The sequence below is a fragment of the Providencia sp. PROV073 genome (assembly GCF_033688125.1).
Taxonomy (GTDB): Bacteria; Pseudomonadota; Gammaproteobacteria; order Enterobacterales; family Enterobacteriaceae; genus Providencia; species Providencia hangzhouensis.
In genome coordinates, this window is sequence record NZ_CP096353.1 from 195,251 (window position 1) to 220,642 (window position 25,392).

Below are 25,392 nucleotides of genomic sequence, written 5' to 3' on the forward strand. Positions count from 1 at the left end.
GATTATCTTCCTTTAAACTGGGGTTCACGTTTATTTAAAAAAGCACTAACTCCTTCGCGATAATCTTCACTTCTCCCGCCAAGGCGCTGTAAGTCGCGCTCAAGGTTGAGTTGCTCATCAAGAGTATTAGTTGCTGCGGCATAAATGGCCTTTTTGATAAGCCCTAAGCCATAAGTGGGTTGGGTAGCAAGGTGTTGCGCAAGCTGTTGAGTGGTATTAATGAGTTCTTCATTTTCAGTGACTTGCCAAATCATTCCCCACTGTAATGCTTTCTCCGCACTTATTTTATCGCCTAATAATGCCATCCCCATTGCCCGTGCATGGCCGACTAATTGAGGTAAAAACCAACTCCCCCCTGAGTCAGGAACCAAGCCAAGGCGGCAAAAAGATTGAATAAAACTGGCATTTTTTGCGGCAATGACAATATCACCAGCGAGTGCAATGGCGGCTCCTGCACCCGCTGCAACACCATTGACCGCACAAATAATTGGTTTTGGTAATGCGGTTAGGCGGCGGATCAAGGGGTTATAATAAGTTTCAACAGAGAAACCGAGATCAGGAACTTCACTACCCACGCTCACATTGCGATCATTCAGATCTTGACCGGCACAAAATCCACGGCCTGCGCCAGTGATCACTAAACAGCGTACGGTTTCATCGCGTTCTGCTATTTTGATAGCTTCACTGAGCTGGCGATGCATTTCATCGTTAAAACTATTCAGCCTATCGGGGCGGTTGAGAGTGACGGTGAGAACCCCATTTTCTAAAGTAGTGAGGATCATTGCTTCATTGGTCATGATTATTGTCCTGTAAACTGAGGTTTTCGTTTTTCGAAGAATGCCTCGATCCCTTCACGTCGATCATTCGTACCCGCTAAAGTCACAAAATATTGGCGCTCAAGCTGTAACCCCTCAGTAAGGTGGTTTTCTTGAGAATGCACCAGTGATGCTTTCGCGGCTTGTACCGCTAAAGGTGCATGCATCGCGATGCGCTCTGCCAGTTTTTGGGCGCGTTCTAACACCAATTCATCCACACAAATCTCACTGATTAACCCTGCTTGTAACGCGTGTTTTGCACTGATTGGCTCACCTGTTAGTACCATTTGCATGGCGAGGGATTTGCCCACCGCGCGGATTAAACGCTGTGTTCCTCCCGCACCTGGCATTAAACCCAGAGTAATTTCGGGTAAGCCGAAGCGAGCGGACTCACCGGCAATGATGATGTCGCTGGCGAGTAATAATTCAAAACCTGCCCCTAGTGCATAACCATTTGCAGCACTAATAATAGGTTTTGATATCATGGATAACCTGCGCCAAACTTGTGGGCGTTTATCGGTGATCGCATTCGCAACGGTTTGTTGCTGTAGTTCTTTAAGGTCGGCACCGGCTGCGAAAAAACGCGGATTTCCGGTGATTACGATCGCACCGACCTCATCATTTATTTGTGCTTGTTCGAGGTGCTGAACGAGCAACTCTAAGCAGGCGGTGTTCAGGGCATTACGTACTTCAGGTCGGTTTAACGTGAGTGTCAAAACGCGGTTATGTTGTTGTGACAAAATCCAGTGGTTTTCCATTACAGCTCCTACACGTCAAAGTCTAAAACAACACCATCGCCTTTTGGCCACGCTTGGCAGCTAAGAATGTACCCCGCAGCGATTTGGTCGGGCTCGAGGCTGTAATTGACCCCCATTTCCACTTCACCAGAGCGCAATTTACATTTGCAGGTTGCGCAAACGCCCCCTTTACAGGCGTAGGGCAAATCCGCACCTTGGCGCAGTGCGGCATCCAAAATACTGTCGTCTTGGCTATCCATGGCGATATCCATCGTTCTGCCATCAAGGTGAATACTGACTTGACGTGTTTCGCTAGTTATAGCTGTTGCGGGTTTGAATTTAGCGCCTGAAGTATTGAAACGCTCGGTGTGAACATATTCCTTTGGCATGCCATAGCCGACTAAAGTGTCATGCACCTCATCCATCATGCTGTCGGGCCCACAAATAAACGCTCGGTTAAATTGTTTAAAATTTAATAAGGTGTTATTTAAGGCGCTGAGCTGTTGTTGGCTAATCCTGCCGCTGAGTAGTTCGCTATCTTGCTGTTCTTGGCTGAATAGGTAGAGAACTTGGAAACGTGTTGCAAAACGGTTTTTTAGGTCTGCGATGCTTTCTTTAAACATCACTGAGCGGCTATTTCGATTACCATAAATCAACACAAAACTGCTTTTGGGTTCAGTTTGTAATGTGGCTTTAATAATGGAGAGCAATGGTGTGATCCCAGAGCCAGCAGCGACGGCAAGGTAGTGTGCGTGGTTATCTGCTTCTGGCTGATAGCCAAATTGCCCTTGCGGAACCATCACATCAAGGCTATCGCCAACTTGTAGCTCTTGGTTAACGAAATTAGAGAAACGCCCCTCGTAAATGGCTTTCACCCCAATTTTTAGCGTGTTTTCATCCGGTGAGCTGCAAATGGAATAACAGCGACGTAGGTTTTCACCATTAATAGAGGCTTTTAATGTGAGGTGTTGCCCCGGGCGGTAATGATATTGCTCGCGTAATGCATCGGGTACGTTAAAAGTAATGGCGACAGCATCAGGGGTGTCACGCTCAATGGCAGCAATACTTAAACGATGAAATACAGTCATATAGGTGCCCCTAAATACATTTAAAGTAATCAAACGGTTCTAAGCATTCAGTGCATCGATACAATGCCTTGCATGCAGTGGAACCAAATTCACTAATTTTTTCGGTCTGCTCGCTGTCACAACGTGGGCAACGAACCGCACCTTTGTGTTCTGGGTGCTCGCAGGACGTACCTTGTGGTGGTGCGATACCGAATTCACGCAAGCGTCTTTTTGCATCTTGGTTCATCCAATCTGTTGTCCACGCAGGGGTTAACAGAATTTCGATATCGATATTTGAAAAACCCGCATTACCTAGAACAGTTTTAATTTCATTGAGTAAAAATTCAGTTGCTGGGCAACCTGAATAGGTAGGTGTAAAAATAACTTTCCAACCCTGAGCCGCAGGTAGCACATTGCGGATCATGCCAAGATCAGTAATAGAGAGTGCGGGTAGTTCAGGATCGGGTATTTGGTGGAGCTGTTGCCAGATCTGGTGAACCTGGGGCGATTGAAGTTCGCAATGTTGCAGTCTCTGTTCCATAGCATCACCACTGGCAGTTCGGGTAAGCGCGTTGCACAAACTGCAATTGTGTTAATAACAAGCCCAAATGTTCAGTATGGCTGCCTTGCTTGCCGCCTAAGCGATACGCTTTTTTCTCCGGTACAGTGAGGGTCGCTTCAGTGAATGTTTCGCTAATGGTGTTTAACCATGCGGCTTGTAAAGAACGTGGGTCAACGGCGATGCCTAATTCGCTAAGTGCGATTTCAACGTCATCAGCATGGAAAAGTTCGCCAGTAAAACGCCATAACTCATTGACTGAACGTTGGATTCGTTGATGACTTTCTTCACTGCCATCCCCTAAACGGATCATCCAACCACGGCTAAAACGCAAGTGATAAACGGCTTCTTTGAGGGATTTCTCAGCAATGGCAGACAGTTGTTCATCACGGCTATGAATTAGCGCTTCATATAATGGAACATGATAAGCATCCATAAAAAATTGGCGCACTAAAGTGTCATCAAAGCCATTGTTGGGTTGTTCAACCAATAATAAATTGCTGAATTCTCGTTCATCACGCAAAAAAGCAAGGGTGTCTTCATCGCACTCAGTTCCTTTTAATTGCGCGGCATAGTTCAAAAAGTTACGCGCTTGCCCTAGCAAATCTAAGCCGATATTGGATAACGCAAGGTCAATTTCGAGCTCAGGAGCATGGCCGCACCATTCGCACAGGCGCTGCGCTAAAATTAAGGGGGTATCGCCAAGTCGTAATGTGTAATGGTGGAGCTGTTCTTGTTGGTTCATGGCAAGCTCCTTACATGTTTTTGATACCATCAGGGATGGTATAGAAGGTTGGGTGACGATAGACTTTGGTATCCGCAGGGTCGAAGAAGGTGCTTTTATCTTCGGGCTGTGAGGCAATTAAATGTGCGGCCTTCACCACCCAAATTGAGCAGCCTTCGCTACGCCTTGTATATGCATCGCGGGCATTCTCCAGTGCCATTTGGTTATCAGCCGCATGTAAACTGCCGACATGACGATGCGCAAGCCCTTGCTTACTACGGACAAAAACTTCATATAAAGGCCAATCTTGATTGCTCATGGTGTTTTCCTTTTTGTAAAATGGTCAGTGATTAAGCCGCCGTTTTAACGGATTTTTGTTTGCGGCTATGTGCCATTGCACCTTCACGTACCCATGCGCCGTCTTCCCACCCTTTGCGCTTAGCGCTAAGGCGCTCGTGATTACAAATGCCATTGCCTTTAATAACTTGATAAAACTCTTCCCAGTCGATTTCACCAAAGCGGTAATGACCAAGTTCTTCATCCCAAACCAGATCAGGGTCAGGGATCGTCATACCTAACGCTTCCACTTGCGGAACGGTGTTATCAACAAACTTTTGCCGTAGCTCATCATTACTGAAGCGTTTGATTTTCCAAGCCATGCTTTGAGCGCTGTGCGGGGAGTCCGAATCGTTGGGGCCGAACATCGTGAGAACGGGCCACCAAAAGCGGTTTATCGCATCTTGCAGCATCGCTTTTTGCTCATCGGTGCCTTCTGCAAGTGCCATAACAGCTTCATAACCTTGGCGTTGGTGAAAACTTTCTTCTTTACAGATTTTCACCATTGCTCGTGCATAAGGGCCATAAGAGGCACGGCACAATGCAACTTGGTTCACAATTGCCGCACCATCGACAAGCCATCCAATCACTCCTATGTCTGCCCAACTTAATGTCGGGTAGTTAAAAATGGAGGAATATTTCATTTTTTCATCAAGTAACTTTTGGTAGATATCTTGACGAGAGCAACCGAGAGTTTCGGCAGCGCTATAAAGGTATAAACCATGACCTGCTTCATCTTGAATTTTGGCCAGTAAAATCGCTTTACGGCGGAGTGTTGGGGCTCGAGTCAGCCAATTCGCTTCTGGTAGCATGCCAACGACTTCTGAATGGGCATGCTGACCAATTTGGCGGATAAGGTTTTGCCGATACGCATCGGGCATCCAGTCCTTGGGCTCGATGGAAATATCTGCTTCGATTTTGGCTTCGAAGTTAGCCTGGTTATGCTCGCTCATTGATCTTTCCATTAAGTGATTCGTTAATGTTATTTTTTATTAAAATAGTGAATCATGTTTATTTAACATCAATGCTAGGAATTGTTAACATAAAGATCAATATTCATTAACCTTGTTTTGCGATGCACTTCACAATCAATAAGTAAAATTAAATTAAAAACAATGAGTTATATTTGTTGTTTTTTGTGTGGTTTTAATAAAAATAGGCATTTTATATAAAATTGTTCTTAATTTGTTAAATTTAAATTAGCTTCTATGATTATTTTTATGATACATATTTGTCATCTGATTTGAATTGATGTTTTTTATTTCTGGAGAGGAATATGCAGCATTTAACAAGTTACATTATGGGAAAATGGGTACAAGGTGAGGGCGAAGGGCGAAAAATTCACCATGCGCTAACGAATGAAACCTTATATACGGTGACGACTGAAGGGTTGCCGTTAGCAGAAAGTTTGCAATATGGCCGCCAAGTGGGGGGCGAAATATTGTCAGCGATGACATTCCAGCAACGCGGGCAAATGCTTAAGGCCCTAGCAAAATACCTACTGGAACATAAAGCGCAGTTATATGCGATTTCGGCACAAACTGGCGCAACCAAAGCGGATAGCTGGGTGGATATTGAAGGGGGAATTGCCACATTGTTTTCTTATTCGGGGCTCGCTAACCGTGAGCTACCAGATGACACGATTTGGCCTGAAGATGAAATGATCCCGTTATCAAAACAAGGGCAATTTATTGGCCATCATATTTTAACATCTCGCCGTGGCGTTGCCCTGCACATTAATGCATTTAACTTCCCGTGCTGGGGTATGTTAGAAAAACTGGCTCCAACATGGCTTGCTGGCATGCCTGCTATTATCAAACCAGCAACCGCCTCAGCACAGTTAACACAGGCGATGGTGAAGTTAATGGTGGATAGCGGCCTGGTACCTGATGGCGCAATTCAACTGGTTTGCGGTGGTGTTGGCGATATGTTTGAACACCTCGATTTTGAAGATGTGGTGACTTTTACAGGGTCGGCTAGTACAGGGCAAAAACTAAAATCGCATCCACGTATCATTGCCAAATCAGTGCCTTTTACAATGGAAGCGGATTCACTGAATTGTGCAATTTTAGGTGATGACGTCCAGCCAGAACAGCCTGAATTTGCTTTATTTATTAAAGAAGTCGTTCGTGAAATGACAGCGAAAGCGGGACAGAAGTGTACCGCGATTCGTCGCATTATTGTGCCGAAAAACCAGCTCGAAAATGTGAAGCAGGCGTTATTGAAACGTTTATCTGCCACAACAGTGGGCGATCCTGCGGTGGAAGGGGTTAGAATGGGCGCATTGATTAACTTAGAACAGCGCCAAGACGTACAAGAGAAGGTGAATTATTTACGTGATCATGGCTGTGATGTCCTATGTGGTGGGCAATTCGAAAAGCTGGATGTTATTGGAGCAGATAGCCAGTACGGGGCTTTCTATCCACCAACGTTGTTATATTGTGCAGAGCCGTTTAATTCGACTGCGGTACATGAAATTGAAGCTTTTGGCCCTGTCGCCACATTAATGAGCTATGACAATATCGAACAGGCGGTGCAGTTGGCGATTTTAGGTGGAGGTAGTCTTGCGGGGACGTTAGTCACTGCTGATGCACAAGTCGCGCAAACGGTCATTCGTGCGAGTGCGCGGGCACATGGGCGGATGCTAATTTTAAATGAAGCATCAGCCGCGGAGTCCACAGGCCACGGTTCACCGCTTCCGTTACTGGTACACGGCGGCCCAGGTCGTGCAGGTGGTGGTGAGGAGCTTGGTGGGTTGAGAGCAGTCAAACACTATATGCAGCGAACTGCCATCCAAGGTAGTCCTTCGATGCTAACAGCCATTACCAAGCAATGGATCCGCGGGGCAGATACTATCGCTGATGTGGTTCATCCATTCCGTAAACATTTTGAAGACTTAGCGATTGGCGACACATTACTGACTGCAAGGCGTACCGTTACAGAGGCCGATATTGCTAATTTTGCTTGTCTCAGCGGTGATAATTTTTATGTTCACGTCGATAAAATTGGCGCAGCACAGTCGTTATTTGGTGAACGAATTGCGCACGGCTATTTTGTCGTTTCAGCAGCCGCAGGGTTATTTGTTGATGCAGGTGTTGGGCCCGTAATCGCCAATTATGGCATGGAAAGTTTGCGTTTTATTGAACCGGTGAAAATCGGAGATACCATACAAGTTCGCCTAACGTGCAAGAAAAAGATCAAAAAAACGCAAAAACTTGCTGAAGATAAACCCAATGGTGTTGTTGAATGGGATGTGCAAGTGTTTAATCAGGATGATACCGTTGTGGCGTTGTACAGTATTTTAACGCTGGTGGAGCGTCGTGTAGGTGATTTTCATTAGTCATTATACGATATGAATTAATTATTGAGCTAATAGGTGCATTTTCAATCATTTTCTGTTGTGATGAGTTACTAGCAACTGAATGTAGGGAAACAAAGATGAAAACGCACCACCAAGCGGTTTATCAACAATTTGACCAGCAAGCAAACTCGTATTTAACCAGCCAAGTTCATGCACAAGGTGAGGACTTACTTGTTTTGCAACAATTGCTACAAGGCTGTCAGGGTGAGGACGTGCTTGACCTTGGCTGTGGAGCAGGGCATGCCAGCTTCCATGCAGCGCCGCTGGTAAAGTCAGTGACGGCTTATGATTTATCGGACTCAATGCTCAATGTTGTGGCTAAAAATGCACAAGAACGTGAATTAAACAATATCACTACCTGCAAAGGGACTGCGGAGTCTCTACCGTTTGATGGCAATGGTTTTGACCGAGTGATTAGCCGTTATTCAGCACACCATTGGCACGATGTGGAACAAGCGCTACGTGAGGTGCGTCGAGTGCTCAAACCAGGTGGAAAAGGCATCTTTATTGATGTGGTATCACCGGGGCATCCATTATTGGATATTTACTTACAAACTGTCGAAGTGCTTCGGGATACTTCACACATTCGTGATTATTCCGCTGGAGAATGGTCTGGTATGTTTAATAATGCAGGGCTATTTGTTCAACGAGTACAAAGTTTCCGTTTAGCGCTGGAATTTACCAGTTGGGTCGAACGGATGCGTACACCAAAGGCACTCGTTGAGGCTATCCGCCACTACCAAGGAACATTAAGTGATGAGGTAAAAAGCCACTTTGCAGTACAAGCAGATGGCTCATTTACCTCAGATGTGATGTTGTTTGAATTTCAGTGCCAATAGCTATTTATTGCGCTAAAAATTATTGCGCTAAAAACTGCGCTTGGTTTAATTGGCTAAGCGCGTTATTTACCGCAAAAATTTCACCGCGAACATCAGGAACACCAAAGGATTTTAATCGTGCGCTGTGTTTGGTGAGGTAAGCTTGTGCATCAGCTTCTGAAGCAAACAAATACACACCACCTGCCATTTGTGTTTGTTGGTTTTCAGTCCAAATCTTCCAAATAAAGCCCGGCTCTTGGTTAATTGATTCCGCCAAATCATTCATTGCGGATGCCATTTCATCACCCCATGGCCCCTGATACGGAAAATCAACTTGTAAAATAACGCTCATATCTGCTCCTTATGATTGAAGCGCTATAGTAACCCTTAAAGTAAATAATAACTTTGCTATTCATCGTATTTCAAACGACTTATTGCTTCAAACTATTACGTTTACCTGCCTCAAATGCAGCTAGAGTCGCTAACCGAGCTTGTTTATGGTCAACAATCGGCTCTGGGTAATTAAGCGCAGTGTTGCTGATCACAGCCCATTCATGGGGTGTATGAATATATTTGTCGGGCACTTGCTGCAATTCGGGCAACCAATGGCGAATAAAAGCCCCTTGCGCATCAAACTTTTTCCCTTGAGTGGTTGGGTTAAAGATACGAAACCAAGGGGAGGCATCAACGCCAGTAGAGGCTGACCACTGCCAACCGCCGTTATTCGCGGCTAAGCTGCCATCAAGCAGTTGGCTCATAAAGTATTTTTCACCTTTGCGCCAATCAATCAGTAAGTCTTTGACTAAAAAACTAGCCACAATCATTCGTAGGCGGTTATGCATCCAACCTGTTGTATTTAGCTGGCGCATAGCGGCATCCACTATTGGGTAACCCGTTTGTCCCGTTTTCCATGCTGCAAAATCGGTTGAAGAATCATTCCAGTGAATATGTTGTGTCCACTGAATAAATGGCTGATGGCGACATAGGCGTGGAAATGCCACTAAAAGATGCGAATAAAATTCACGCCAGACTAACTCATTTAACCACGTGAACGCCCCACTATCAGGGTGATCTAACACTTGGGGGTTCTCTGCTTGTAATCGGTTGAAGCATTGGCGAGGGGATAGCACCCCCACCGCGAGATAAGGTGATAATTGGCTGGTACCATCAATAGAGGGAATATCTCTATCGTTTTGATAATCGCCGACTTTCAGGGAACAAAACTGCCTGAGTCGCGTTAAAGCCGATTTTTCACCGGCAGGAAATTGCTGGAAGTCTTCAATGGGCTGATGCGGAAATAACGGTGAAGCCCTATCAATGTTGATAGGGGCAGCTCGTTTTTCTGGGGCTCGTAGTGAACGGCAATCTGTCACGGTAAGTTGGGTGAGGAAGGCTCGGCGAAAGGGAGTATAAACTTGATACATCTCCCCTTTTTGAGTCGTCACGGAGCCGGGTGGTAGTAATAAATAATCATCGAAAGCATGGATATGCAACCCATGAGGTTGATTGATTAACCACTCGTCTCGTTGTTTTTCGTTCCACTCATATTGCCGATTAAAAAACAAGGCATCCGCTTGCTGTGTCTTTGCGTAATCGAGTACCCATTGTGCCGCATCGGTGAAATGGTTAACGGTTTGGCAAACCAGTGGAATACCAAGCTCTGCGAGTGAATTCTGCAGTTCAACAAGATTCTGGTGAATGAATGAAATTTGCCGTTCAGCCATATCATGTTGTTGCCACTGCTTAGGGGTTGCCGTAAAAAGGGCGATTACCTTTGCATTTGGGTCTGCGCAGGCGGAGGAAAGTGCTTTGTTATCAGTGACCCGTAGATCATTACGAAACCAGATAAGATGACAAACTTGTTTGGCTGCCATCGCCTCCCTCCTTGGTTGAAGTTTTTGTTGAAATTAAAACAAAGAGCCGTTTTACCGGCTCTTCAGACTGCTGACAAACATATTATGTTTGGCGGCAAGTCGAATAGGTTTTGAAAATAAACTAGGAAAATCAATTTATTGATTTTCGGCTGATAACACAAAGTGGGAAAAACCACGCTTTTATCCCGCTTTGTCAACAACCTTAAGAGCCGTTTTACCGGCTCCTTCATGTTTAATCTAATTTAGGGTGCTGATTGATTAAGGATTGGCGTTTTTTCTCAAGCTCAGCAATTTGTTGGTCAATATCTTCAACTTTCTGCTCAATATTGTCAAAGTGCTCGCTAAGAATTTCTTTTGCCTCGGCTTTATCTGATGCAGCAGGTGTTGCCCCGCGTAATGGTTTATTCGCCGTTTCTGGCATTCTAATACCCGTATATAAACCAATTAAAGCAATCACGATTAAGTAATAAGCTGGCATATATAAGTCAGTGGTTGATTCGACCAACCATGCCGCAACAGTCGGTGTCGCACCGGCAATTAATACTGAAATGTTAAAGGCAATAGCTAACGCACTGTAACGAATATGTGTCGGGAAAATCGCGGGTAAAATGGAAGCCATAACCCCTGTAAAACAGTTCAACAGCACCGCTAAAATTAATAAACCTAGGAAAATTAAGCCAACAGAACCACTGTTGATTAACATAAATGCAGGGTATGCCAATAAAATCAGACCGACACTACCGGTAATAACAAATGGGCGGCGACCAATTTTATCACTGGTTAAACCGATAATCGGTTGAACAAATAACATACCAATCATAATTGCAATAATAATTAGCACACCATGGTCAGTAGAATAATTCAGGTTGTGTGATAAGTAACTTGGCATGTAGGTCAGCAACATATAGTAAGTCACATTGGTTGCGATAACCAAGCCAACACAAATCATCAAGCTTTTCCAATACTTAGTCGCCACTTCACGTACTGAGATTTTTGGTGGGTTTTGAATATTGGCTTTATCTTGCTTTTCTAACGATTCGACATGTTGTTGGAAAGCAGGGGTTTCTTCTAGTGAATGACGTAGATATAACCCGATGATCCCTAACGGTAATGCTAAGAAGAACGGAATTCTCCAGCCCCAATCATGGAAGTTAGCTTCCCCAACGATACTGGAAATGAGTACTACGACACCCGCACCTAAGACAAAACCGGCGATAGAGCCAAAGTCTAACCAACTTCCCATAAAACCACGTTTACGGTCTGGTGAGTATTCAGCAACAAAGATTGCTGCACCAGAATATTCACCACCTACCGAGAAACCTTGAGCTAACTTAGCAATTAATAACAGAATGGGTGCCCAGATACCAATGCTTTCATATGATGGAATCAAACCAATACAGAAGGTACTGACTGCCATGATGATAATTGTCATCGAAAGGACTTTTTGACGGCCGTATTTGTCACCTAAAATACCAAAAACGACACCACCTAATGGCCTAACTAAGAAAGGCACGGAGAAAGTGGCTAATGCGGCAATCATCTGTACGCTCGGTGATGCGTCCGGAAAGAAAACCTGACCTAGAACATAGGCTAAGAAACCGTATACCCCAAAATCAAACCATTCCATCGCATTACCCAGCGAAGCCGCGGTAATTGCTTTTTTGAGTTTACCGTCATCAATAATAGTAATATCACTAATATTTAACGGTTTTTCTTTTTTCTTCTTGAATCTCATGAAACCATCCTCTTATTTTAATTTCAATAATCGAAACAACAGCACTTAAGATATGGGTTTTCATACATCGGAAAATATAAAACCTTATTATTTAGAATAGACGTTGTTTACGCAATAGATAAGTTTTTAGTGTTTTTATGTCGCGCTGAAATAACAGGCTAAAATAGGTATGTAATGGGTAGAATAATGAGAGTGTCTGTCTTTAAAATACAGCAAAAAAGTCACCTTGAGTTAAAAAATACAGTACTAATACTACATTAATATCGAACAAATGTAAAATGCAGGTGCTTTATACTGATTCATGCGCCTTATTGGGATTTTATATTGGTAATATAACGATTGAATTTAATACTTGAAAAAATAGAACTTTGGGGATCAATTAGGTGAATATAAATTGTTTTAAATCAATTTAGTATATGTTTTTTTGGTGAGTTTTAGTCTGTCATAAATATATAAGGTTATTGATTTAATATGGTGGAAACAATGGTGTGACTGTGATGAATAATATATGTAGATAACTCCATCTTTTTATGATGTTCTTGTTTTGCTTAAGTTGTTAATAACTCGCCTATTTATTTATCTTGTTGCTATCCTCTTCTTTTGATAATAACGGTGGATTGTGCTGTTCTATTTTATATTTAATTTGATGAGTAGGAATGAGGAATTTACTTAGTTACAATCAATCTATTATCGATATTGGGTTTGATATACGCGAGTATGACAAGATTCTACTTTGAATGTTGTTATGTTTCTAAAAGTACCTTTCATATTTTGAGCTGCAAGATATCAAGGGTATCACATCCGACTTAAAAGAGTGCCATTATGAAAAAACAGAGTGTTGCATCCTATATTGCAAAAGTACTTGATAATGCAGGTGTTAAACGTATTTGGGGCGTTACAGGAGACTCGTTGAATGGCTTAACCGACAGCTTGCGTCGTCAAGGCGCTATTGAGTGGCTAGGAACTCGCCATGAGGAAGTCGCTGCCTTTGCTGCGGGTTCAGAAGCTCAGCTAACTGGTAATTTAGCCGTATGTGCAGGCTCTTGTGGGCCGGGAAATATGCACCTTATTAATGGGCTGTATGATTGCCATCGTAATCGAGTGCCCGTGTTGGCAATCGCCGCTCATATTCCATCTAGCGAAATTGGTAGTAATTATTTCCAAGAAACCCATCCAACTGAATTATTCCGCGAGTGCAGCCATTATTGTGAAATGGTCTCTAACCCTGAGCAAATTCCACAAGTTCTTGGTATCGCTATGCGTAAAGCGATTCTGAATAAAGGGGTATCAGTCGTTGTGATACCAGGTGATATTGCGCTAAAAGATGCGCCAGAGTCCGCGAAAGAAACATGGTATCAACCACAAGCGCCACTGATTATGCCTCAGCGAAGTGAAATCGAAAAACTCGCTGAATTGCTGAATCAGTCTAAGAATATCACGTTATTCTGTGGTAATGGCTGCGCAGGTGCCCATGATGAAGTGGTTAAACTAGCAGAAACACTAAAAGCACCGGTAGTACATGCGTTACGTGGTAAAGAACATATTGAATGGGATAACCCATACAGCGTTGGGATGACAGGCTTAATAGGTTTTTCATCAGGTTACCACGCAATGATGAATGCAGATACGGTTGTTTTGTTAGGGACACAATTTCCATACCGTCCTTTCTACCCAAGCGAAGCTAAAATTATTCAGGTTGATATTAATGCAGGTAGCTTGGGCTCCCACTGCCATATTGATATGGGGCTGATTGGTGATATCAAAGCAACATTAGATGCATTACAGCCACATTTAGAGGCTAAACAAGATACAAAACACCTTGATGGCGCTTTAAAACATTATGCAGAGGCTCGAAAAGGGTTAGATGACCTCGCTAAACCGGGTCATGAGGGGTTAATACATCCTCAGTATCTTGCAACAAAAATTAGTGAATTAGCTGCTGATGACGCGATTTTCACCTGTGACGTTGGAACCCCGACAGTATGGGCTGCGCGCTACTTGAAAATGAACGGTAAGCGCCGTTTAATTGGCTCTTTTAACCACGGGTCAATGGCGAATGCGATGCCACAAGCTATTGGTGCGCAGGCCGTTGATAAAAAACGTCAAGTGGTTGCAATGTGTGGCGACGGCGGTTTCAGTATGCTAATGGGGGACTTTATCTCTCTTTCTCAAATGCAATTACCGGTAAAAATCATCATTCATAACAATGGGGTGCTCGGTTTTGTTGCCATGGAAATGAAAGTGGCTGGTTTCTTAACAGCGGGAACGGATTTACATAACCCTAACTTTGCAGCGATTGCGAATGCTGCGGGTATCAAAGGGATCCGTGTTGAAAAAAGTGAAGATCTAGACGGTGCATTAAAAGAAGCTTTTGCCCATGATGGGCCAGTGGTGGTTGATGTCCTAACCGCCAAACAAGAGCTGTCGATGCCACCAGAAATTGCGGCACAAGAAGCGAAAGGTTTTAGCTTGTATATGTTAAAAGCGATTATGAGTGGTCGCGGTGATGAAGTCGTTCAATTAGTGAAAACGAACTGGTTACGTTAAATCATTATTGTGAATAGTAGGAAAGCCCATTTCAGGTTATTGAAGTGGGCTTTTTAAAACTATTCAATAACCTGCGGCTGACTGGCTACGCCACAAATGGGCGGCAACCAGTGCACGCCATGGGGAAAATTGTTCCAACCATTTTTCCGTTTCTTTGGCGGAGGGCTGTTCTAATTTCGCAAGTAATGTTTGCAAATTACGTCTTACCGCCACATCTCCATGTAAAGAGCCATCTAAATAGTTGAATCCTCTAAGTAAAGCATAGCTCACAGTCCAAGGTCCAATACCTTTGATTTGTAATAATTGTTCAGTTATTTGATTCGCATTGGAATGAGTCACGTGCTGTGATAAATCAATTTGTTGATTTTCGATGGCGTCACAAAGAGCTCTGAGGGCGATAATTTTTCCCTTTGAAAAACCCGTTTGGCGCAGTATTTCGTCATCAACTAACCTGACTTGTGGAACATCGGGAAAACACCAAATACCTGAAGCATGCTGAATCCCCACGGCTTGGATAAATCGCCGACGAATGGCGATAGCTGCATGGACACTAATTTGTTGCCCAATAATAGCCCAAACTAACGCTTCAAATGCACTAGCAGATTGATAAATTCGTAATCCTCTTTGTTTTTCAATGAGCTGTCCAAGTATTGGGGTTTCAAGGTAGCGTTTTTCGAACTCATCAATATTTTGTTTCAAACCAAGTACATGCTGTGCCAGCGTTAGTAAATCTTGCTCATTGATAATGATAGATGGAGAATCAATCGCTAATGAAATCGTTGCTTGTTGTTTTTTAAGTTCCAATGTCATTTTTGTTGCATGTTGTTGCCATATTATGCCTTTATGTAATGTATTTTCTTCTACTATTTCCGCGACATTGTGTTGATCTCTTAAATGAAAGGCAAAAAAATCACCATAAAGGTAATTGGTAGGGAGTGGTAACTGTGCGGTAAATATTTGCATAATGATGGCCTTGTCAGATTGTTCTTTATTAGCAATATAATTGTGAATTAGCGCATTTAGTTACTCATTTTTTGTTGAGTAGGTATGCTATCTTATACAGGGCTATTTATTTTGTATTGATATTATTTGTATGTTTAATAAGGAAGTGTAAATGAAAACTGAAGGTCACAGTTCATCTCATGGCACTTCGGTACCATCACCACAACCAAGGCAGGAATTAAAAGGCATTGGTGGATGGCTTATTTTACCCATGTTAGGGATAATATTGTCCTTGATTATTTTGCCTTTTTCGATTTATGAGCAAAATGCTCAAGTGATTGAATATTGGATTGAATTAACAGACCCACAATCAAGTTCATTTATTCCATTATTTAAAGAGCTAATCTACTTTGAAGTTTTAGGTAACGTTATTTTATACGCCACCTTACTTTTCCTAAGTTATGTCTTTTTTACAAAGAAAAAACTCACAATTAAAATTTATATTTTTTTCCAGATCTTTTCTTTAGTTTTGACGGTTACGGATATTATACTCGCAAGTATTTTATTGGATTTAGAGGTTGAAGCCTCCGATATCAAAGATATTTTTCGGGCTCTAATTGCTTGTGCCATTTGGATACCGTATTTTTTAGTTTCAAGGCGTGTTAAAAATACTTTTGTAAATTAATAAATAAAATGCTGCGGTTTACTTATTGGGTAGGTAAATGATGATTAAATGCAAACGAGTTTATGACCCTGTTGACGATAATGATGGTTATCGCGTGCTTATCGATAGACTGTGGCCAAGAGGAATAAAAAAAACAGACTTACACCACGACTCTTGGAATAAAGACGTTGCACCTTCCAATGAGTTACGAAAATGGTTTCATCAGAACACAGATCAGTTTGCTCAATTTATCGAGCGATATCAGCAGGAACTTAATAACACAACAGCTTGGCAGGTATTGGTTTCACAAGCAAAACAAGGTGACTTAACACTGTTATACAGTGCTAAAAATACAGAACATAATCAAGCAATTGTACTCAAGGCATTTCTTGAAGAAAAAATGCAAAGTAAATAGTAAATAAAGGTTATTTGAATGGATATTCAGCAATCAACCACGCAAACAGAGCCAGCAATAATATCACCAGAGGCTCAGCCGGTAGTTAAAAAGCCGTTACAGGGACTCAGTGGATGGTTAATTTTACCGGTTATTGGTCTGTTTTATATGTTGTACAAAACGGTCACGATGCTATTGCAAGAAATCTCGCAAGTACAAACTGCATGGTCATTGGCAACTGAAGCGGATTCTGATTTTTATATTTCAGGCTTTGCGACAGGTTTTTACCTCTTGCAACTAGGTTATGGTGTTTTAATTGCTCTATTTCTTTGGACGTTTATCGCTGCGGTTAAATGGAAAAAACAGGCGAAGTGGCTGTTTATCACCACCATGGTACTGTTTACTTTAATGGTATTAGTTGCTCGTTTTGTGTTCCCATATATATTTGGTTTGGAAATTAACTACTCAAATATTATTACCGCTATAAATGGCAGCTTCTATTGTGTGTTATGGATCCCCTACTTTTTAGTTTCTCATCGCGTCAAAAATACGTTTATCCATTAAAGCAGATGGCCACACCTAATTAGGCAGTGGCCTAGTAGACAGTTATTTATCAGAAAGATTTAGCGTATGGGTTATATTGCAGTTTGCAATAAAGGCGTCATCGTGAGAAACCAGTAAGAGTGTTCCTTGGTAGTCCTGCAATAGCGCTTCAAGTAGTTGTTTTGAATCCAAGTCTAAATGGTTATCCGGTTCATCGAGTAATAAAATAGCGGGTGGGTTCGGGCTATGCGTGAGCGCCAGTAGTGTTGCTTTTAACTGCTCACCACCACTGAGCTGCTGTAGTGGCAGTAATGATTTATCTCCTCGTATTCGCAGCATACCTAATTGCGTGCGCCACTGCTCTACAGTAAACAACGGTTGGTATTGATGAAGTGCTTCAGCGACAGGTAATGTCTTATCGAGTAAGTTGAGGTGTTGGTCTAAATAGCAAAATTCACCGCTTAGGCGGCATTCTCCTGAAGATGATGGCAATAGGCCAGCAAGCACTTTAAGTAGTGTTGACTTACCACAGCCATTACGCCCTTGAATATGCCAATGTTCTCCACTGTATATGGTGAATGAAAGTGGTGATGAATAACCGTAGGGCAAACACAAGTTAGAAGCAAAAATTGTGACTTTATTACCTTCATTTTGATAGTTAATCGTCATTTTTTGTGGCTTGATATAGCGAGCTTTTTCTTGGTTTTCCTGTTGTTGGCTTTGCAGATTATCCATAACCCGTTGGTGCCGTTCTGCGACATTTGATTGCCTTTTCTCTGCACGGTTCTTTTGCATATCAAGTAGCAGTAAGGATTGCGACCCACCATAGCGAATTTTTTCCCCCTGTTTCTTGCGTTGAGCGGCTTTTTGTAATGTGGCCTGTTGCTGCTTTTTCTCTTGGTGAATACGTTTTTCTAAGCGCTCACTTTGTGCATCAATTGCGGCAATTTCCAAGTTTTTTTGGGTATCGTATAACGCATAATTTCCCCCATATTCGTGTAAGCCTTTTTCCGTTAATTCAAAAATAGCATCCATTTCGCCTAACAGAGTTCTGTTGTGAGAGATAACTAGGCAGCCAGCCCGATGCTCAGTAAGCTTTTGGCTGAGCCATTGCCGACTTTGCGTATCTAAATGGTTATCCGGCTCATCAAGTAGCAAAAAGTGATCTTGATGAAGAAATGCATGGCAAAGGGCTAGACGGGTACGTTCACCCCCACTTAAATGGGAGATAGGAGCTTCCATTGAGATAGCTAGCCCAGCAGAGTCCAATAAACTTTGCCATTGGGAAGGTAAATGCCATTTATCTTCCGTTAGTTCAAAATCTGCCAAAGAACCATTTCCTGCCTCGATGCGTGAAAATGCATGATAAAGTTCCTTGATGCCTAAGGCATCGACGAGTGTTTCGCCCATTAGTCGAGTTAACTGCTCAACATAGATAAAGGGGAGGTTCCAATGTACATTCCCTTGTGTAGGGCGCAATTGGTTAGCAAGAATACGCATTAAAACCGATTTTCCTCTGCCATTATGGCCAATTAGAGCATTTTTTTTGCATGACAACGTCCCGCTTATCGGTGGAAAAAGGGCGGTTTGGTTAAATTCAATATTGAGCTGTGAAAAGTGACAAGCTATCGTCATATGCACCTCCAAAATAATGAGGACAGACAACGTCGTTGACTTATTAAGAAGTGTCGATGAAAGCGGTTGCCTGCCAGGAACAGAAAAATGAATACCAAAAGGGTATTAGAAAATATTTTCTGGCAGTGCTTAGTTCATCGTGAGGCGTACCTGCGAAGTTGGGTGAGAAGTAAGGTCGCGTACATTATAAACAGATGGAATTGATTTGTGCAAATTATCGTGATTGGGGTTTTTCTGAAAGTCGTACAAACTAAAAATAGAAAAAGCCAGTCAACAATTGCAACTGGCCTTTTCCATTAACAACGAGATTTTATAACAACGAGATTTTTACGATTATGCAGAGGTGTGCTCTGACAACCCATTTTTTGCTAACCACTGAGCAATGCGCTGTTTTTCTTCTTCATTCAGCCACATACCCAATTTAGTGCGACGCCAAATGGCATCATCCAATTCTGTTACCCACTCATGTTTGACTAAGTAACGTAATTCTGCTTCATAGACATTCGCAGAGAAGGCTTCACCGAGGTCGCTGAGTGAATTTGCACCTTCAAGGATTAACTTACTGTTGCTACCGTAGGTTCTGGCAAAGCGTAGCGCTAAACCTTCAGGAAGCCATTGATAATGTTGACGCAATACACGTGCATAACCATCACGGTCACAACCTTCGATATCGCCACCTGGTAACTGACCATTTTTAGTCCATGGGCCACCTGCATTTGGATAGTAAGTCGCTAACTTATTCACAGCAGCTTCCGCTAATTTACGGTAAGTGGTTAATTTACCGCCAAATACAGATAACAATGGCGCTTGGCCTTGTTCATCGTGAATATCCAATGTGTAATCACGAGTAATGGCTTGTGGTGAGTCCGATTCATCGTCGCATAGTGGGCGAACACCTGAATAGTCCCAAACAATGTCACTCACGGTTAACTGTTTTTTGAAGTGGTCGTTATACACTTTCAGTAAATAGTTAACTTCGTTTTCATCAATTTTGACGTCTTTCGGGTCGCCTTTGTATTCTACGTCAGTGGTGCCGATGATAGAAAATTCATCCATCCACGGGATAACAAATACAATACGGTTATCTTCATTTTGTAAGATGTACGCTTGTGGTTCATCATGAGCACGCGGAACGACAATATGGCTCCCTTTGATTAGGCGAATACCGTAAGGTGATTTTAATTTCAGCCCATCATCAAAGAACTCTTTTACCCAAGGCCCTGTGGCGTTAACCAGCCCTTTTGCTTTCCATGTATGGGTTTCGCCTGTACGTAAGTCCTGAGCCTCAACAACCCATAAGCCGTTTTCACGGTAAGCGCGAGTCACTTTTGTGCGAGTACGAACCTCACCACTCTTACGTACCACTTCTTGAGCGTTTAACACAACTAAACGCGCATCATCAACCCAACAATCGGAATATTCAAAACCTTTTGTTAGTTCAGGTTTTAGTACAGAGTTTTGGTTGAATTTCAGCCCCTTACTACTTGGTAAGCTGACACGTTTGCCTAAATGGTCATATAAGAATAGGCCAATACGGATCATCCAAGCTGGACGTAAATGAGGCTGATGAGGTAAGCGGAAGCGCATTGGGAAGGCAATATGCGGTGCTAATCGTAATAGCACTTCACGTTCTGCCAAAGCTTCGCTGACTAATCTAAATTCATAATGCTCTAAATAACGTAAGCCACCATGAATGAGTTTAGAACTCGCAGATGAAGTCGCACTTGCCAAGTCTTGAGCTTCGAGCAGTAATACCGATAATCCACGACCTGCAGCATCTGCTGCAATTCCAGCGCCGTTGATCCCGCCGCCGATGACAATCAAGTCTTTAGTTTCCATGCATCCCCCTGAGATGTTCGAAACGCTTTCAATAATGTTCGTTTTCGCTCATTTGATTGTAGTCAAAATAGATAGTGATGCCAACTATTATTAATGAAAAAAATAACAACTGCGTGATATTGGTAACAATTTTTTTTCAATACCCACATATAAAGTATTGTTATTTACAAGAGGGAAAAGAGGGTTTCGCGCGAAAAAGAAAAAAACACCTGTAAGGTGGGGGACTATGGTGGGGAAGGGGACTAATGAACATGATGGTAGCTGGGACTACCATCATGAAGGTAACTATTTGATTAACAAAGCTCTAATTGAACATTATGTTGCTCAATCACTTTGAGAATGCTGTCTGGTGGCTGTTTATCAGTAAATAAATAGTCAATTAGGTTCATATTACCCAAATTAACCATCGCGTTACGACCAAATTTAGAATGGTCGGTGACAAGCATGACACAACGTGAATTTTCAATAATCGCGCGTTTGGTACGAACTTCGTGGTAATCGAACTCAAGTAATGAGCCATCCATATCAATACCACTGATGCCCAAAATGCCGTAATCTAACCTAAATTGGGAAATAAAATCGAGGGTCGCTTCACCGACAATACCGCCATCTCGTGATCGTACTTCACCTCCCGCTAAAATTAGGCGGAAGTCTTCTTTTGGCATCAGCAAGGTGGCGACGTTAAGATTATTGGTCACCACACGTAGGTTTTTATGGTTAACCAGCGCATGAGCAACCGCTTCAGGGGTTGTACCAATATCAATAAATAGTGTCGCACCATCAGGGATCTGGCTTGCAACATGCTGCGCGATACGCGCTTTTTCATCTGACCACATGATTTTACGGTCATTATAAGCTGCATTCACAGAACTTGAAGGCAGTGCTGCGCCACCGTGGTGCCGCTGAATTTTATTCTGTTCAGCGAGGTCATTGAGGTCTCGACGGATCGTTTGAGGGCTAACCTCAAAGTGTTCGACGAGTTCTTCAGTACTGACATATCCCTGAAGACGCACAAGCTCAACTATTGCATCATGTCTCTGGGTTTGTTTCACAGCGTTAGCCTCTAATTATTAAAATGTTTTATCTGGAGCTCTGGTGTTTAAAACTGTGCCTATTATCCCATACTCCCATCAATAAGCCGATAATTAACCCTGAAGTATGTGCGGCATTGGCAATATGCATACCTAAAACATCGAAGTAACCGAAAAAAAGCCAGATAATCGAGAATATCATTAACCCTCGAGGAACATTGATGCCACTTTCGGGACGACGTTCACCCGTTAACCACACATAGCTGACAAGGGCATAGACGACACCAGATAAGCCGCCAAAGTTGTTTTCACTAAACAGCGACTGCCCCCAGTTACTAAACAGCGCTGAGACCAGTAAGATAGTGAATAATTTACCCGTTCCGAGCTTTCGTTCTACTTGCCCAGCCAAAAACCACCAGAGCGCAAGGTTGAAACCAATATGTGATAGCGAAAAGTGCACCAATGCAGGACTAAACCAACGCCAAAGTTCCGTTTGTTGGTCGCCAATAGGCCATGCCAAATAACGTAGAACTTCTCGTGCATCAGTCATTTCTACCCAAAGATATACAACAATCGACAACAAAATAACAGCGATAGTTAAAGGGCCAGATTGTTCTTTAAGGTAACCCCAAGTTAGGTAATTGCGATATTGAAACTGGGTATCTGCGCTTCCCGTGTGCCAACTGGCTTCTAGGTAGCGAGGGTGATTTGGGTCTTGTAGAAAAATATCTAATTCTTTTTGGACTTGAGGTTGAAGTTGCTCATCTTCTAGCCAAAGCTCAAAGACAGCTTGTTCTTGTGATGGCTTTATTTTTAAGTGAATATTTTTGCTAGCCATATAGTCAACAAAGGCTTGCGCCATTCTGGGATTAGCAAAGGAGGTGATGTGGATCATGAATGCGTTTTCTCATCTAGAGAGCCGTAACGGCTTGTGGATATTCCCTTAACCATGCTTCAAATCCACCATTGATGCTATATACAGATTCAAAGCCAATGTTGATCAGATATTGTGCAGCACCTTGGCTACTGTGCCCATGGTAGCACATCACCATAACAGGTTGTTCGTAATCCGTTTGTTCTAAAAATTGGCTCAGTGACTCATTGGTGAGGTGATAGGCTCCACTAGCATGGCCTGCACGGAAACTTTGTGGGTCTCGTACATCTACCAGTATGGCCGTGCCGTCTAACCAATGTTGATAGGCTTGTTCTGGTGTTAGTGTTTCAAAATGGTCCATAAAATACCGAATACAGTAGGTAACAACCCATTAAAGGTTAAATAATAGGCACTCGTAAAAACAGAGTGCCAAATATTCGTGGTATTGATTAGTAGAAAGAGTGCTCGCCACGTTGGTGTTCAGTCAGGTCTTTAACGCCTTTTAGCTCACCTTCAAACATTTTGAGAAGTTCTTTTTCGATACCTTCTTTAAGCGTGACATCGACCATTGAACAACCGTTACAGCCGCCACCAAATTGCAGAATTGCAAAGCCTTCATCGGTGATTTCCATCAGGGAAACACGGCCACCGTGGCTGGCAAGTTGTGGGTTAATTTGTGACTGTAAAACATACTCAACACGCTCAATTAATGGTGCGTCATCAGAGACTTTACGCATTTTGGCGTTCGGCGCTTTTAACGTCAGTTGTGAGCCTAGTTGGTCGGTAACGAAGTCAATCTCGGCATCATCCAAGAATGGAGCGCTAATTTCATCAACATAAGCAGATAATTTCTCGAACTTTAGTTCTTTATCTGTTGCTTCAACGGCACCCGGAGGGCAGTATGACACACCGCATTCTGCGGTTGGTGTGCCTGGGTTGATAACAAAAACACGGATTTGAGTTCCTGGCTCTTGATTTTCCAACAACTTGGCAAAATGAGCCTGTGCTGCTTCAGTAATATTAATCATAATCATTTGCTCAATAATAGTTGACTGCTTTAGTTGGTTATAATACGCCCATTTACCCCTTTCCTACAAGGTGCGACACAGTGACCATGCATCAACAGTACGTGCTCCCGCACAAATCAACAATTGTGCTGCGGCATTCATCGTGGAACCTGTTGTAATAACATCATCAATAACAGCAACATGTAGGTTTGAAACCGAGTCGTTTAAGGTAAATGCTCCCTTTAGGTTGTTTTGGCGATACTCACGTTTTAGTGTTGTCTGTGCCAGTGTAGCACGACTACGCGATAATGAATTTTGCGAATAGGGGATATTTAACCATCTGGATAAATTTTCGCCTATTAATGCCATGTGGTCAAATCCTCTCCACAACAGACGGCGGCGATGCAATGGAATTGTGACAATTAAGTCCGGTTTGTGCCATTTTTGTTGGCGGTAACCCGTGAGCCAAAATAACGCAAAGATACGAGCTAGAGTAAAAGCAAGCTGAGGTTGTTTTTGAAATTTAAACCGATGGATTAACATGCGTAAAGCGGCTTGGTATGGGGTTACAGTGATAATTCTCTGCCATGCAGGAGGGTTTTTTAGGCAGCGTCCACACTCCATGGTAGGCTGTTCACAGGGTAAAGCACAGCGCAAACAGCAGGTTGGCATTTTAGGTAATCCTTCAAGACAAAAACTACAAACACCTTGATGAGGTAATTTTAGTGATTGATGGCATAGCCAGCAGCCCCCCTCCATTGTTAGCATAGTAGAGTCCTGTTAAACGAGTTGACGAATAAATGAATGAAGAGAGTGTAACGATGGCAAAGTTATATTGGCAGACCGTTGGTGAAGGTAAACAAGATCTTGTGTTGCTGCACGGATGGGGATTGAATGCACAAGTCTGGCAAACAATTATTCCGCGAATCGCTTCGCACTTTCGGGTTCATTTGGTTGACTTGCCGGGGTACGGACGTAGCCAAGGGTTCTCCCCCATGAATATTCAATCGATGGCGAATATTTTGTGGGAGCAAGCCCCTAAAAACGCGATTTGGCTCGGTTGGTCACTTGGTGGGCTAGTTGCAAGCCGTATTGCGCTTGACCATCCTTATGAAGTCAAAGGGTTAATTACCGTTGCTTCTTCCCCATGCTTTAAAGCAGAAGAAAACGGTTGGGCAGGGATCCGGCCAGAGGTTTTATTAGGTTTCGAGCAGCAACTTTCGGCTGATTTTCATCGCACCGTCGAGCGTTTTTTAGCATTGCAAACTTTAGGCACTGAAAGTGCAAGAAATGATGCAAAAACTTTGAAATCAGTGGTACTTGAGCAGCCTATTCCAACTGTTGAAACACTAAATGCAGGGCTTGAATCATTACGTACCGAAGATTTGCGGGATGAATTAAAACAGTTACCTATTCCTTTCTTGCGCATTTATGGTTATCTCGATGGCTTGGTACCGCGCAAAATAGTGCCTATTTTAGATGAGCTGTATCCGAATTCGCCATCCGTGATTATGCGCAATAGCGCTCACGCGCCATTTATTTCTCATCCTGATGAGTTCTGCGAATACTTGTTGGATTTTCAAAGTCGTACCGAGGAATAAATAAAAAAAATCAGCCTAACTTGGGGCTGATTTTTTGTGGTGTCTCTATTATTTGATTTTATACACAAAATGAGCGCAATCAGTGCTTTCAGGGCAACCTTTACAGCTATTGCCTGTTAAACAAGCACTGATATCGACTTGTTCAATTTTTTCTAAACTGACTAGCTTCTCAACCATTGCTTTAATTAATGGGATTGGCGTATTTAGCTGCTCACTAAGTAGTGCGATGTCAGCTTGCCCATATAAGGCGATTAAATCTCTTATTTGTAGCAAGCTGGTCATCGTTTCA

26 protein-coding genes are annotated in these 25,392 nt (G+C 42.8%); 7 read left to right on the forward strand and 19 right to left on the reverse strand.

Annotation, left to right across the window (positions count from 1 at the left end; all coding sequences use genetic code 11):
- Nucleotides 1-2 precede the first annotated feature (2 nt).
- Genes paaG through paaA form a run of 7 tightly spaced genes read right to left on the reverse strand, consistent with a single transcriptional unit; the run spans nt 3 to nt 5,191 of the window.
- Nucleotides 3-797 (reverse strand): 2-(1,2-epoxy-1,2-dihydrophenyl)acetyl-CoA isomerase PaaG, encoded by a 795-nt coding sequence (paaG, locus tag M1F17_RS00840; RefSeq protein ID WP_094960842.1) that lies wholly within the window; start codon nt 795-797, stop codon nt 3-5.
- 2 nt (nt 798-799) lie between these two features.
- Nucleotides 800-1,573, reverse strand: a complete 774-nt coding sequence (paaF, locus tag M1F17_RS00845; RefSeq protein ID WP_094960841.1) for a 2,3-dehydroadipyl-CoA hydratase PaaF — start codon at nt 1,571-1,573, stop codon at nt 800-802.
- 8 nt (nt 1,574-1,581) lie between these two features.
- Entirely contained in the window at nt 1,582-2,640 is a 1,059-nt protein-coding gene (gene paaE / locus M1F17_RS00850) for a 1,2-phenylacetyl-CoA epoxidase subunit PaaE (RefSeq protein ID WP_140171963.1), read from the reverse strand.
- Between the two features lie 10 nt (nt 2,641-2,650).
- On the reverse strand, nt 2,651-3,160 hold the full coding sequence (gene paaD, locus M1F17_RS00855) for a 1,2-phenylacetyl-CoA epoxidase subunit PaaD (protein ID WP_094960839.1): 510 nt from the start codon (nt 3,158-3,160) through the stop codon (nt 2,651-2,653).
- A gap of 4 nt (nt 3,161-3,164) precedes the next feature.
- Complete coding sequence (gene paaC / locus M1F17_RS00860; RefSeq protein ID WP_164454837.1) at nt 3,165-3,923, reverse strand: 1,2-phenylacetyl-CoA epoxidase subunit PaaC; 759 nt, start codon at nt 3,921-3,923, stop codon at nt 3,165-3,167.
- A 10-nt stretch (nt 3,924-3,933) separates the two neighbouring features.
- Entirely contained in the window at nt 3,934-4,221 is a 288-nt protein-coding gene (gene paaB / locus M1F17_RS00865; RefSeq protein WP_164454839.1) for a 1,2-phenylacetyl-CoA epoxidase subunit PaaB, read from the reverse strand.
- 31 nt (nt 4,222-4,252) lie between these two features.
- The gene (gene paaA / locus M1F17_RS00870; RefSeq protein WP_036958609.1) at nt 4,253-5,191 is read right to left on the reverse strand and encodes a 1,2-phenylacetyl-CoA epoxidase subunit PaaA; all 939 of its coding nucleotides are present in this window, start codon (nt 5,189-5,191) and stop codon (nt 4,253-4,255) included.
- A 323-nt stretch (nt 5,192-5,514) separates the two neighbouring features.
- Between paaA and paaZ the strand changes: the two genes are divergently transcribed.
- Both paaZ and M1F17_RS00880 read left to right on the forward strand, forming a co-directional pair.
- Entirely contained in the window at nt 5,515-7,578 is a 2,064-nt protein-coding gene (gene paaZ / locus M1F17_RS00875; protein ID WP_036958608.1) for a phenylacetic acid degradation bifunctional protein PaaZ, read from the forward strand.
- Between the two features lie 98 nt (nt 7,579-7,676).
- Entirely contained in the window at nt 7,677-8,438 is a 762-nt protein-coding gene (locus tag M1F17_RS00880) for a class I SAM-dependent methyltransferase (protein WP_094960836.1), read from the forward strand.
- Between the two features lie 19 nt (nt 8,439-8,457).
- Here the strand turns inward: M1F17_RS00880 and M1F17_RS00885 are convergent, their stop codons facing one another.
- From M1F17_RS00885 to proP, 3 genes are all read right to left on the reverse strand, one after another.
- On the reverse strand, nt 8,458-8,769 hold the full coding sequence (locus tag M1F17_RS00885) for a monooxygenase (protein ID WP_094960835.1): 312 nt from the start codon (nt 8,767-8,769) through the stop codon (nt 8,458-8,460).
- 79 nt (nt 8,770-8,848) lie between these two features.
- The gene (gene phrB / locus M1F17_RS00890; RefSeq protein WP_094960834.1) at nt 8,849-10,291 is read right to left on the reverse strand and encodes a deoxyribodipyrimidine photo-lyase; all 1,443 of its coding nucleotides are present in this window, start codon (nt 10,289-10,291) and stop codon (nt 8,849-8,851) included.
- 232 nt (nt 10,292-10,523) lie between these two features.
- A complete protein-coding gene (gene proP / locus M1F17_RS00895; protein ID WP_004262894.1) occupies nt 10,524-12,026 on the reverse strand; it encodes a glycine betaine/L-proline transporter ProP in 1,503 nt (500 codons plus the stop codon).
- 822 nt (nt 12,027-12,848) lie between these two features.
- Between proP and poxB the strand changes: the two genes are divergently transcribed.
- Entirely contained in the window at nt 12,849-14,573 is a 1,725-nt protein-coding gene (poxB, locus tag M1F17_RS00900) for a ubiquinone-dependent pyruvate dehydrogenase (protein WP_004262892.1), read from the forward strand.
- A gap of 63 nt (nt 14,574-14,636) precedes the next feature.
- Here poxB and M1F17_RS00905 read toward each other — a convergent pair whose 3' ends face one another.
- Nucleotides 14,637-15,536, reverse strand: a complete 900-nt coding sequence (locus M1F17_RS00905; protein ID WP_112307983.1) for a DNA-3-methyladenine glycosylase family protein — start codon at nt 15,534-15,536, stop codon at nt 14,637-14,639.
- Between the two features lie 151 nt (nt 15,537-15,687).
- Here M1F17_RS00905 and M1F17_RS00910 point away from each other — a divergent pair, with 151 nt between their 5' ends.
- The 3 genes from M1F17_RS00910 to M1F17_RS00920 are packed head-to-tail and all read left to right on the forward strand — an operon-like array spanning nt 15,688 to nt 17,137.
- Nucleotides 15,688-16,200, forward strand: coding sequence for a DUF2569 domain-containing protein (locus tag M1F17_RS00910; RefSeq protein ID WP_004262890.1), 513 nt, complete (start codon nt 15,688-15,690; stop codon nt 16,198-16,200).
- Nucleotides 16,201-16,240: 40 nt separating this feature from the next.
- Nucleotides 16,241-16,594, forward strand: a complete 354-nt coding sequence (locus M1F17_RS00915) for a DUF488 domain-containing protein (RefSeq protein WP_036958629.1) — start codon at nt 16,241-16,243, stop codon at nt 16,592-16,594.
- An 18-nt stretch (nt 16,595-16,612) separates the two neighbouring features.
- Entirely contained in the window at nt 16,613-17,137 is a 525-nt protein-coding gene (locus M1F17_RS00920; protein WP_004262888.1) for a DUF2569 family protein, read from the forward strand.
- Between the two features lie 42 nt (nt 17,138-17,179).
- Here the strand turns inward: M1F17_RS00920 and M1F17_RS00925 are convergent, their stop codons facing one another.
- The 7 genes from M1F17_RS00925 to M1F17_RS00955 all read right to left on the reverse strand — a co-directional run bounded on the left by M1F17_RS00925 (nt 17,180) and on the right by M1F17_RS00955 (nt 24,270).
- Entirely contained in the window at nt 17,180-18,751 is a 1,572-nt protein-coding gene (locus M1F17_RS00925) for an ATP-binding cassette domain-containing protein (RefSeq protein WP_180312292.1), read from the reverse strand.
- A 333-nt stretch (nt 18,752-19,084) separates the two neighbouring features.
- On the reverse strand, nt 19,085-20,590 hold the full coding sequence (gene glpD, locus M1F17_RS00930) for a glycerol-3-phosphate dehydrogenase (protein ID WP_112307981.1): 1,506 nt from the start codon (nt 20,588-20,590) through the stop codon (nt 19,085-19,087).
- Between the two features lie 293 nt (nt 20,591-20,883).
- Nucleotides 20,884-21,642, reverse strand: a complete 759-nt coding sequence (locus M1F17_RS00935; protein WP_004262881.1) for a DeoR/GlpR family transcriptional regulator — start codon at nt 21,640-21,642, stop codon at nt 20,884-20,886.
- Between the two features lie 28 nt (nt 21,643-21,670).
- Nucleotides 21,671-22,516 (reverse strand): rhomboid family intramembrane serine protease GlpG, encoded by an 846-nt coding sequence (gene glpG, locus M1F17_RS00940; protein ID WP_318837182.1) that lies wholly within the window; start codon nt 22,514-22,516, stop codon nt 21,671-21,673.
- 16 nt (nt 22,517-22,532) lie between these two features.
- Complete coding sequence (glpE, locus tag M1F17_RS00945; RefSeq protein WP_004262879.1) at nt 22,533-22,856, reverse strand: thiosulfate sulfurtransferase GlpE; 324 nt, start codon at nt 22,854-22,856, stop codon at nt 22,533-22,535.
- 88 nt (nt 22,857-22,944) lie between these two features.
- Nucleotides 22,945-23,523 carry a Fe-S biogenesis protein NfuA gene (nfuA, locus tag M1F17_RS00950; protein WP_004266130.1) on the reverse strand — a complete coding sequence of 193 codons (579 nt, stop codon included), beginning with the start codon at nt 23,521-23,523 and terminating at the stop codon, nt 22,945-22,947.
- Between the two features lie 63 nt (nt 23,524-23,586).
- Nucleotides 23,587-24,270, reverse strand: a complete 684-nt coding sequence (locus M1F17_RS00955; RefSeq protein WP_094960829.1) for a DNA utilization protein GntX — start codon at nt 24,268-24,270, stop codon at nt 23,587-23,589.
- 53 nt (nt 24,271-24,323) lie between these two features.
- On the opposite strand from M1F17_RS00955, the gene bioH reads away from it, so the two are divergent.
- The gene (bioH, locus tag M1F17_RS00960) at nt 24,324-25,103 is read left to right on the forward strand and encodes a pimeloyl-ACP methyl ester esterase BioH (RefSeq protein WP_036958605.1); all 780 of its coding nucleotides are present in this window, start codon (nt 24,324-24,326) and stop codon (nt 25,101-25,103) included.
- A gap of 48 nt (nt 25,104-25,151) precedes the next feature.
- Here the strand turns inward: bioH and M1F17_RS00965 are convergent, their stop codons facing one another.
- Nucleotides 25,152-25,385: a FeoC-like transcriptional regulator gene (locus tag M1F17_RS00965; protein WP_180312293.1), complete on the reverse strand. Its 234-nt coding sequence runs from the start codon at nt 25,383-25,385 to the stop codon at nt 25,152-25,154.
- Nucleotides 25,386-25,392: the final 7 nt, after the last annotated feature.

What these genes read in the sequence shown, in the direction of transcription:
- paaG (WP_094960842.1), bottom strand. Translation starts at nt 797, where the DNA reads ATGACCAATGAAGCAATGATCCTCACTACTTTAGAAAATGGGGTTCTC.
- paaA (WP_036958609.1), bottom strand. Translation starts at nt 5,191, where the DNA reads ATGAGCGAGCATAACCAGGCTAACTTCGAAGCCAAAATCGAAGCAGAT.
- M1F17_RS00885 (WP_094960835.1), bottom strand. Translation starts at nt 8,769, where the DNA reads ATGAGCGTTATTTTACAAGTTGATTTTCCGTATCAGGGGCCATGGGGT.
- bioH (WP_036958605.1), top strand. Translation starts at nt 24,324, where the DNA reads ATGGCAAAGTTATATTGGCAGACCGTTGGTGAAGGTAAACAAGATCTT.
- nfuA (WP_004266130.1), bottom strand. Translation starts at nt 23,523, where the DNA reads ATGATTAATATTACTGAAGCAGCACAGGCTCATTTTGCCAAGTTGTTG.
- paaE (WP_140171963.1), bottom strand. Translation starts at nt 2,640, where the DNA reads ATGACTGTATTTCATCGTTTAAGTATTGCTGCCATTGAGCGTGACACC.
- glpG (WP_318837182.1), bottom strand. Translation starts at nt 22,516, where the DNA reads ATGATCCACATCACCTCCTTTGCTAATCCCAGAATGGCGCAAGCCTTT.
- paaZ (WP_036958608.1), top strand. Translation starts at nt 5,515, where the DNA reads ATGCAGCATTTAACAAGTTACATTATGGGAAAATGGGTACAAGGTGAG.
- M1F17_RS00905 (WP_112307983.1), bottom strand. Translation starts at nt 15,536, where the DNA reads ATGCAAATATTTACCGCACAGTTACCACTCCCTACCAATTACCTTTAT.
- paaF (WP_094960841.1), bottom strand. Translation starts at nt 1,573, where the DNA reads ATGGAAAACCACTGGATTTTGTCACAACAACATAACCGCGTTTTGACA.
- M1F17_RS00925 (WP_180312292.1), bottom strand. Translation starts at nt 18,751, where the DNA reads ATGACGATAGCTTGTCACTTTTCACAGCTCAATATTGAATTTAACCAA.
- M1F17_RS00915 (WP_036958629.1), top strand. Translation starts at nt 16,241, where the DNA reads ATGATTAAATGCAAACGAGTTTATGACCCTGTTGACGATAATGATGGT.
- paaC (WP_164454837.1), bottom strand. Translation starts at nt 3,923, where the DNA reads ATGAACCAACAAGAACAGCTCCACCATTACACATTACGACTTGGCGAT.
- M1F17_RS00880 (WP_094960836.1), top strand. Translation starts at nt 7,677, where the DNA reads ATGAAAACGCACCACCAAGCGGTTTATCAACAATTTGACCAGCAAGCA.
- M1F17_RS00910 (WP_004262890.1), top strand. Translation starts at nt 15,688, where the DNA reads ATGAAAACTGAAGGTCACAGTTCATCTCATGGCACTTCGGTACCATCA.
- paaB (WP_164454839.1), bottom strand. Translation starts at nt 4,221, where the DNA reads ATGAGCAATCAAGATTGGCCTTTATATGAAGTTTTTGTCCGTAGTAAG.
- phrB (WP_094960834.1), bottom strand. Translation starts at nt 10,291, where the DNA reads ATGGCAGCCAAACAAGTTTGTCATCTTATCTGGTTTCGTAATGATCTA.
- proP (WP_004262894.1), bottom strand. Translation starts at nt 12,026, where the DNA reads ATGAGATTCAAGAAGAAAAAAGAAAAACCGTTAAATATTAGTGATATT.
- poxB (WP_004262892.1), top strand. Translation starts at nt 12,849, where the DNA reads ATGAAAAAACAGAGTGTTGCATCCTATATTGCAAAAGTACTTGATAAT.
- glpE (WP_004262879.1), bottom strand. Translation starts at nt 22,856, where the DNA reads ATGGACCATTTTGAAACACTAACACCAGAACAAGCCTATCAACATTGG.
- glpD (WP_112307981.1), bottom strand. Translation starts at nt 20,590, where the DNA reads ATGGAAACTAAAGACTTGATTGTCATCGGCGGCGGGATCAACGGCGCT.
- M1F17_RS00965 (WP_180312293.1), bottom strand. Translation starts at nt 25,385, where the DNA reads ATGACCAGCTTGCTACAAATAAGAGATTTAATCGCCTTATATGGGCAA.
- M1F17_RS00955 (WP_094960829.1), bottom strand. Translation starts at nt 24,270, where the DNA reads ATGCTAACAATGGAGGGGGGCTGCTGGCTATGCCATCAATCACTAAAA.
- paaD (WP_094960839.1), bottom strand. Translation starts at nt 3,160, where the DNA reads ATGGAACAGAGACTGCAACATTGCGAACTTCAATCGCCCCAGGTTCAC.
- M1F17_RS00920 (WP_004262888.1), top strand. Translation starts at nt 16,613, where the DNA reads ATGGATATTCAGCAATCAACCACGCAAACAGAGCCAGCAATAATATCA.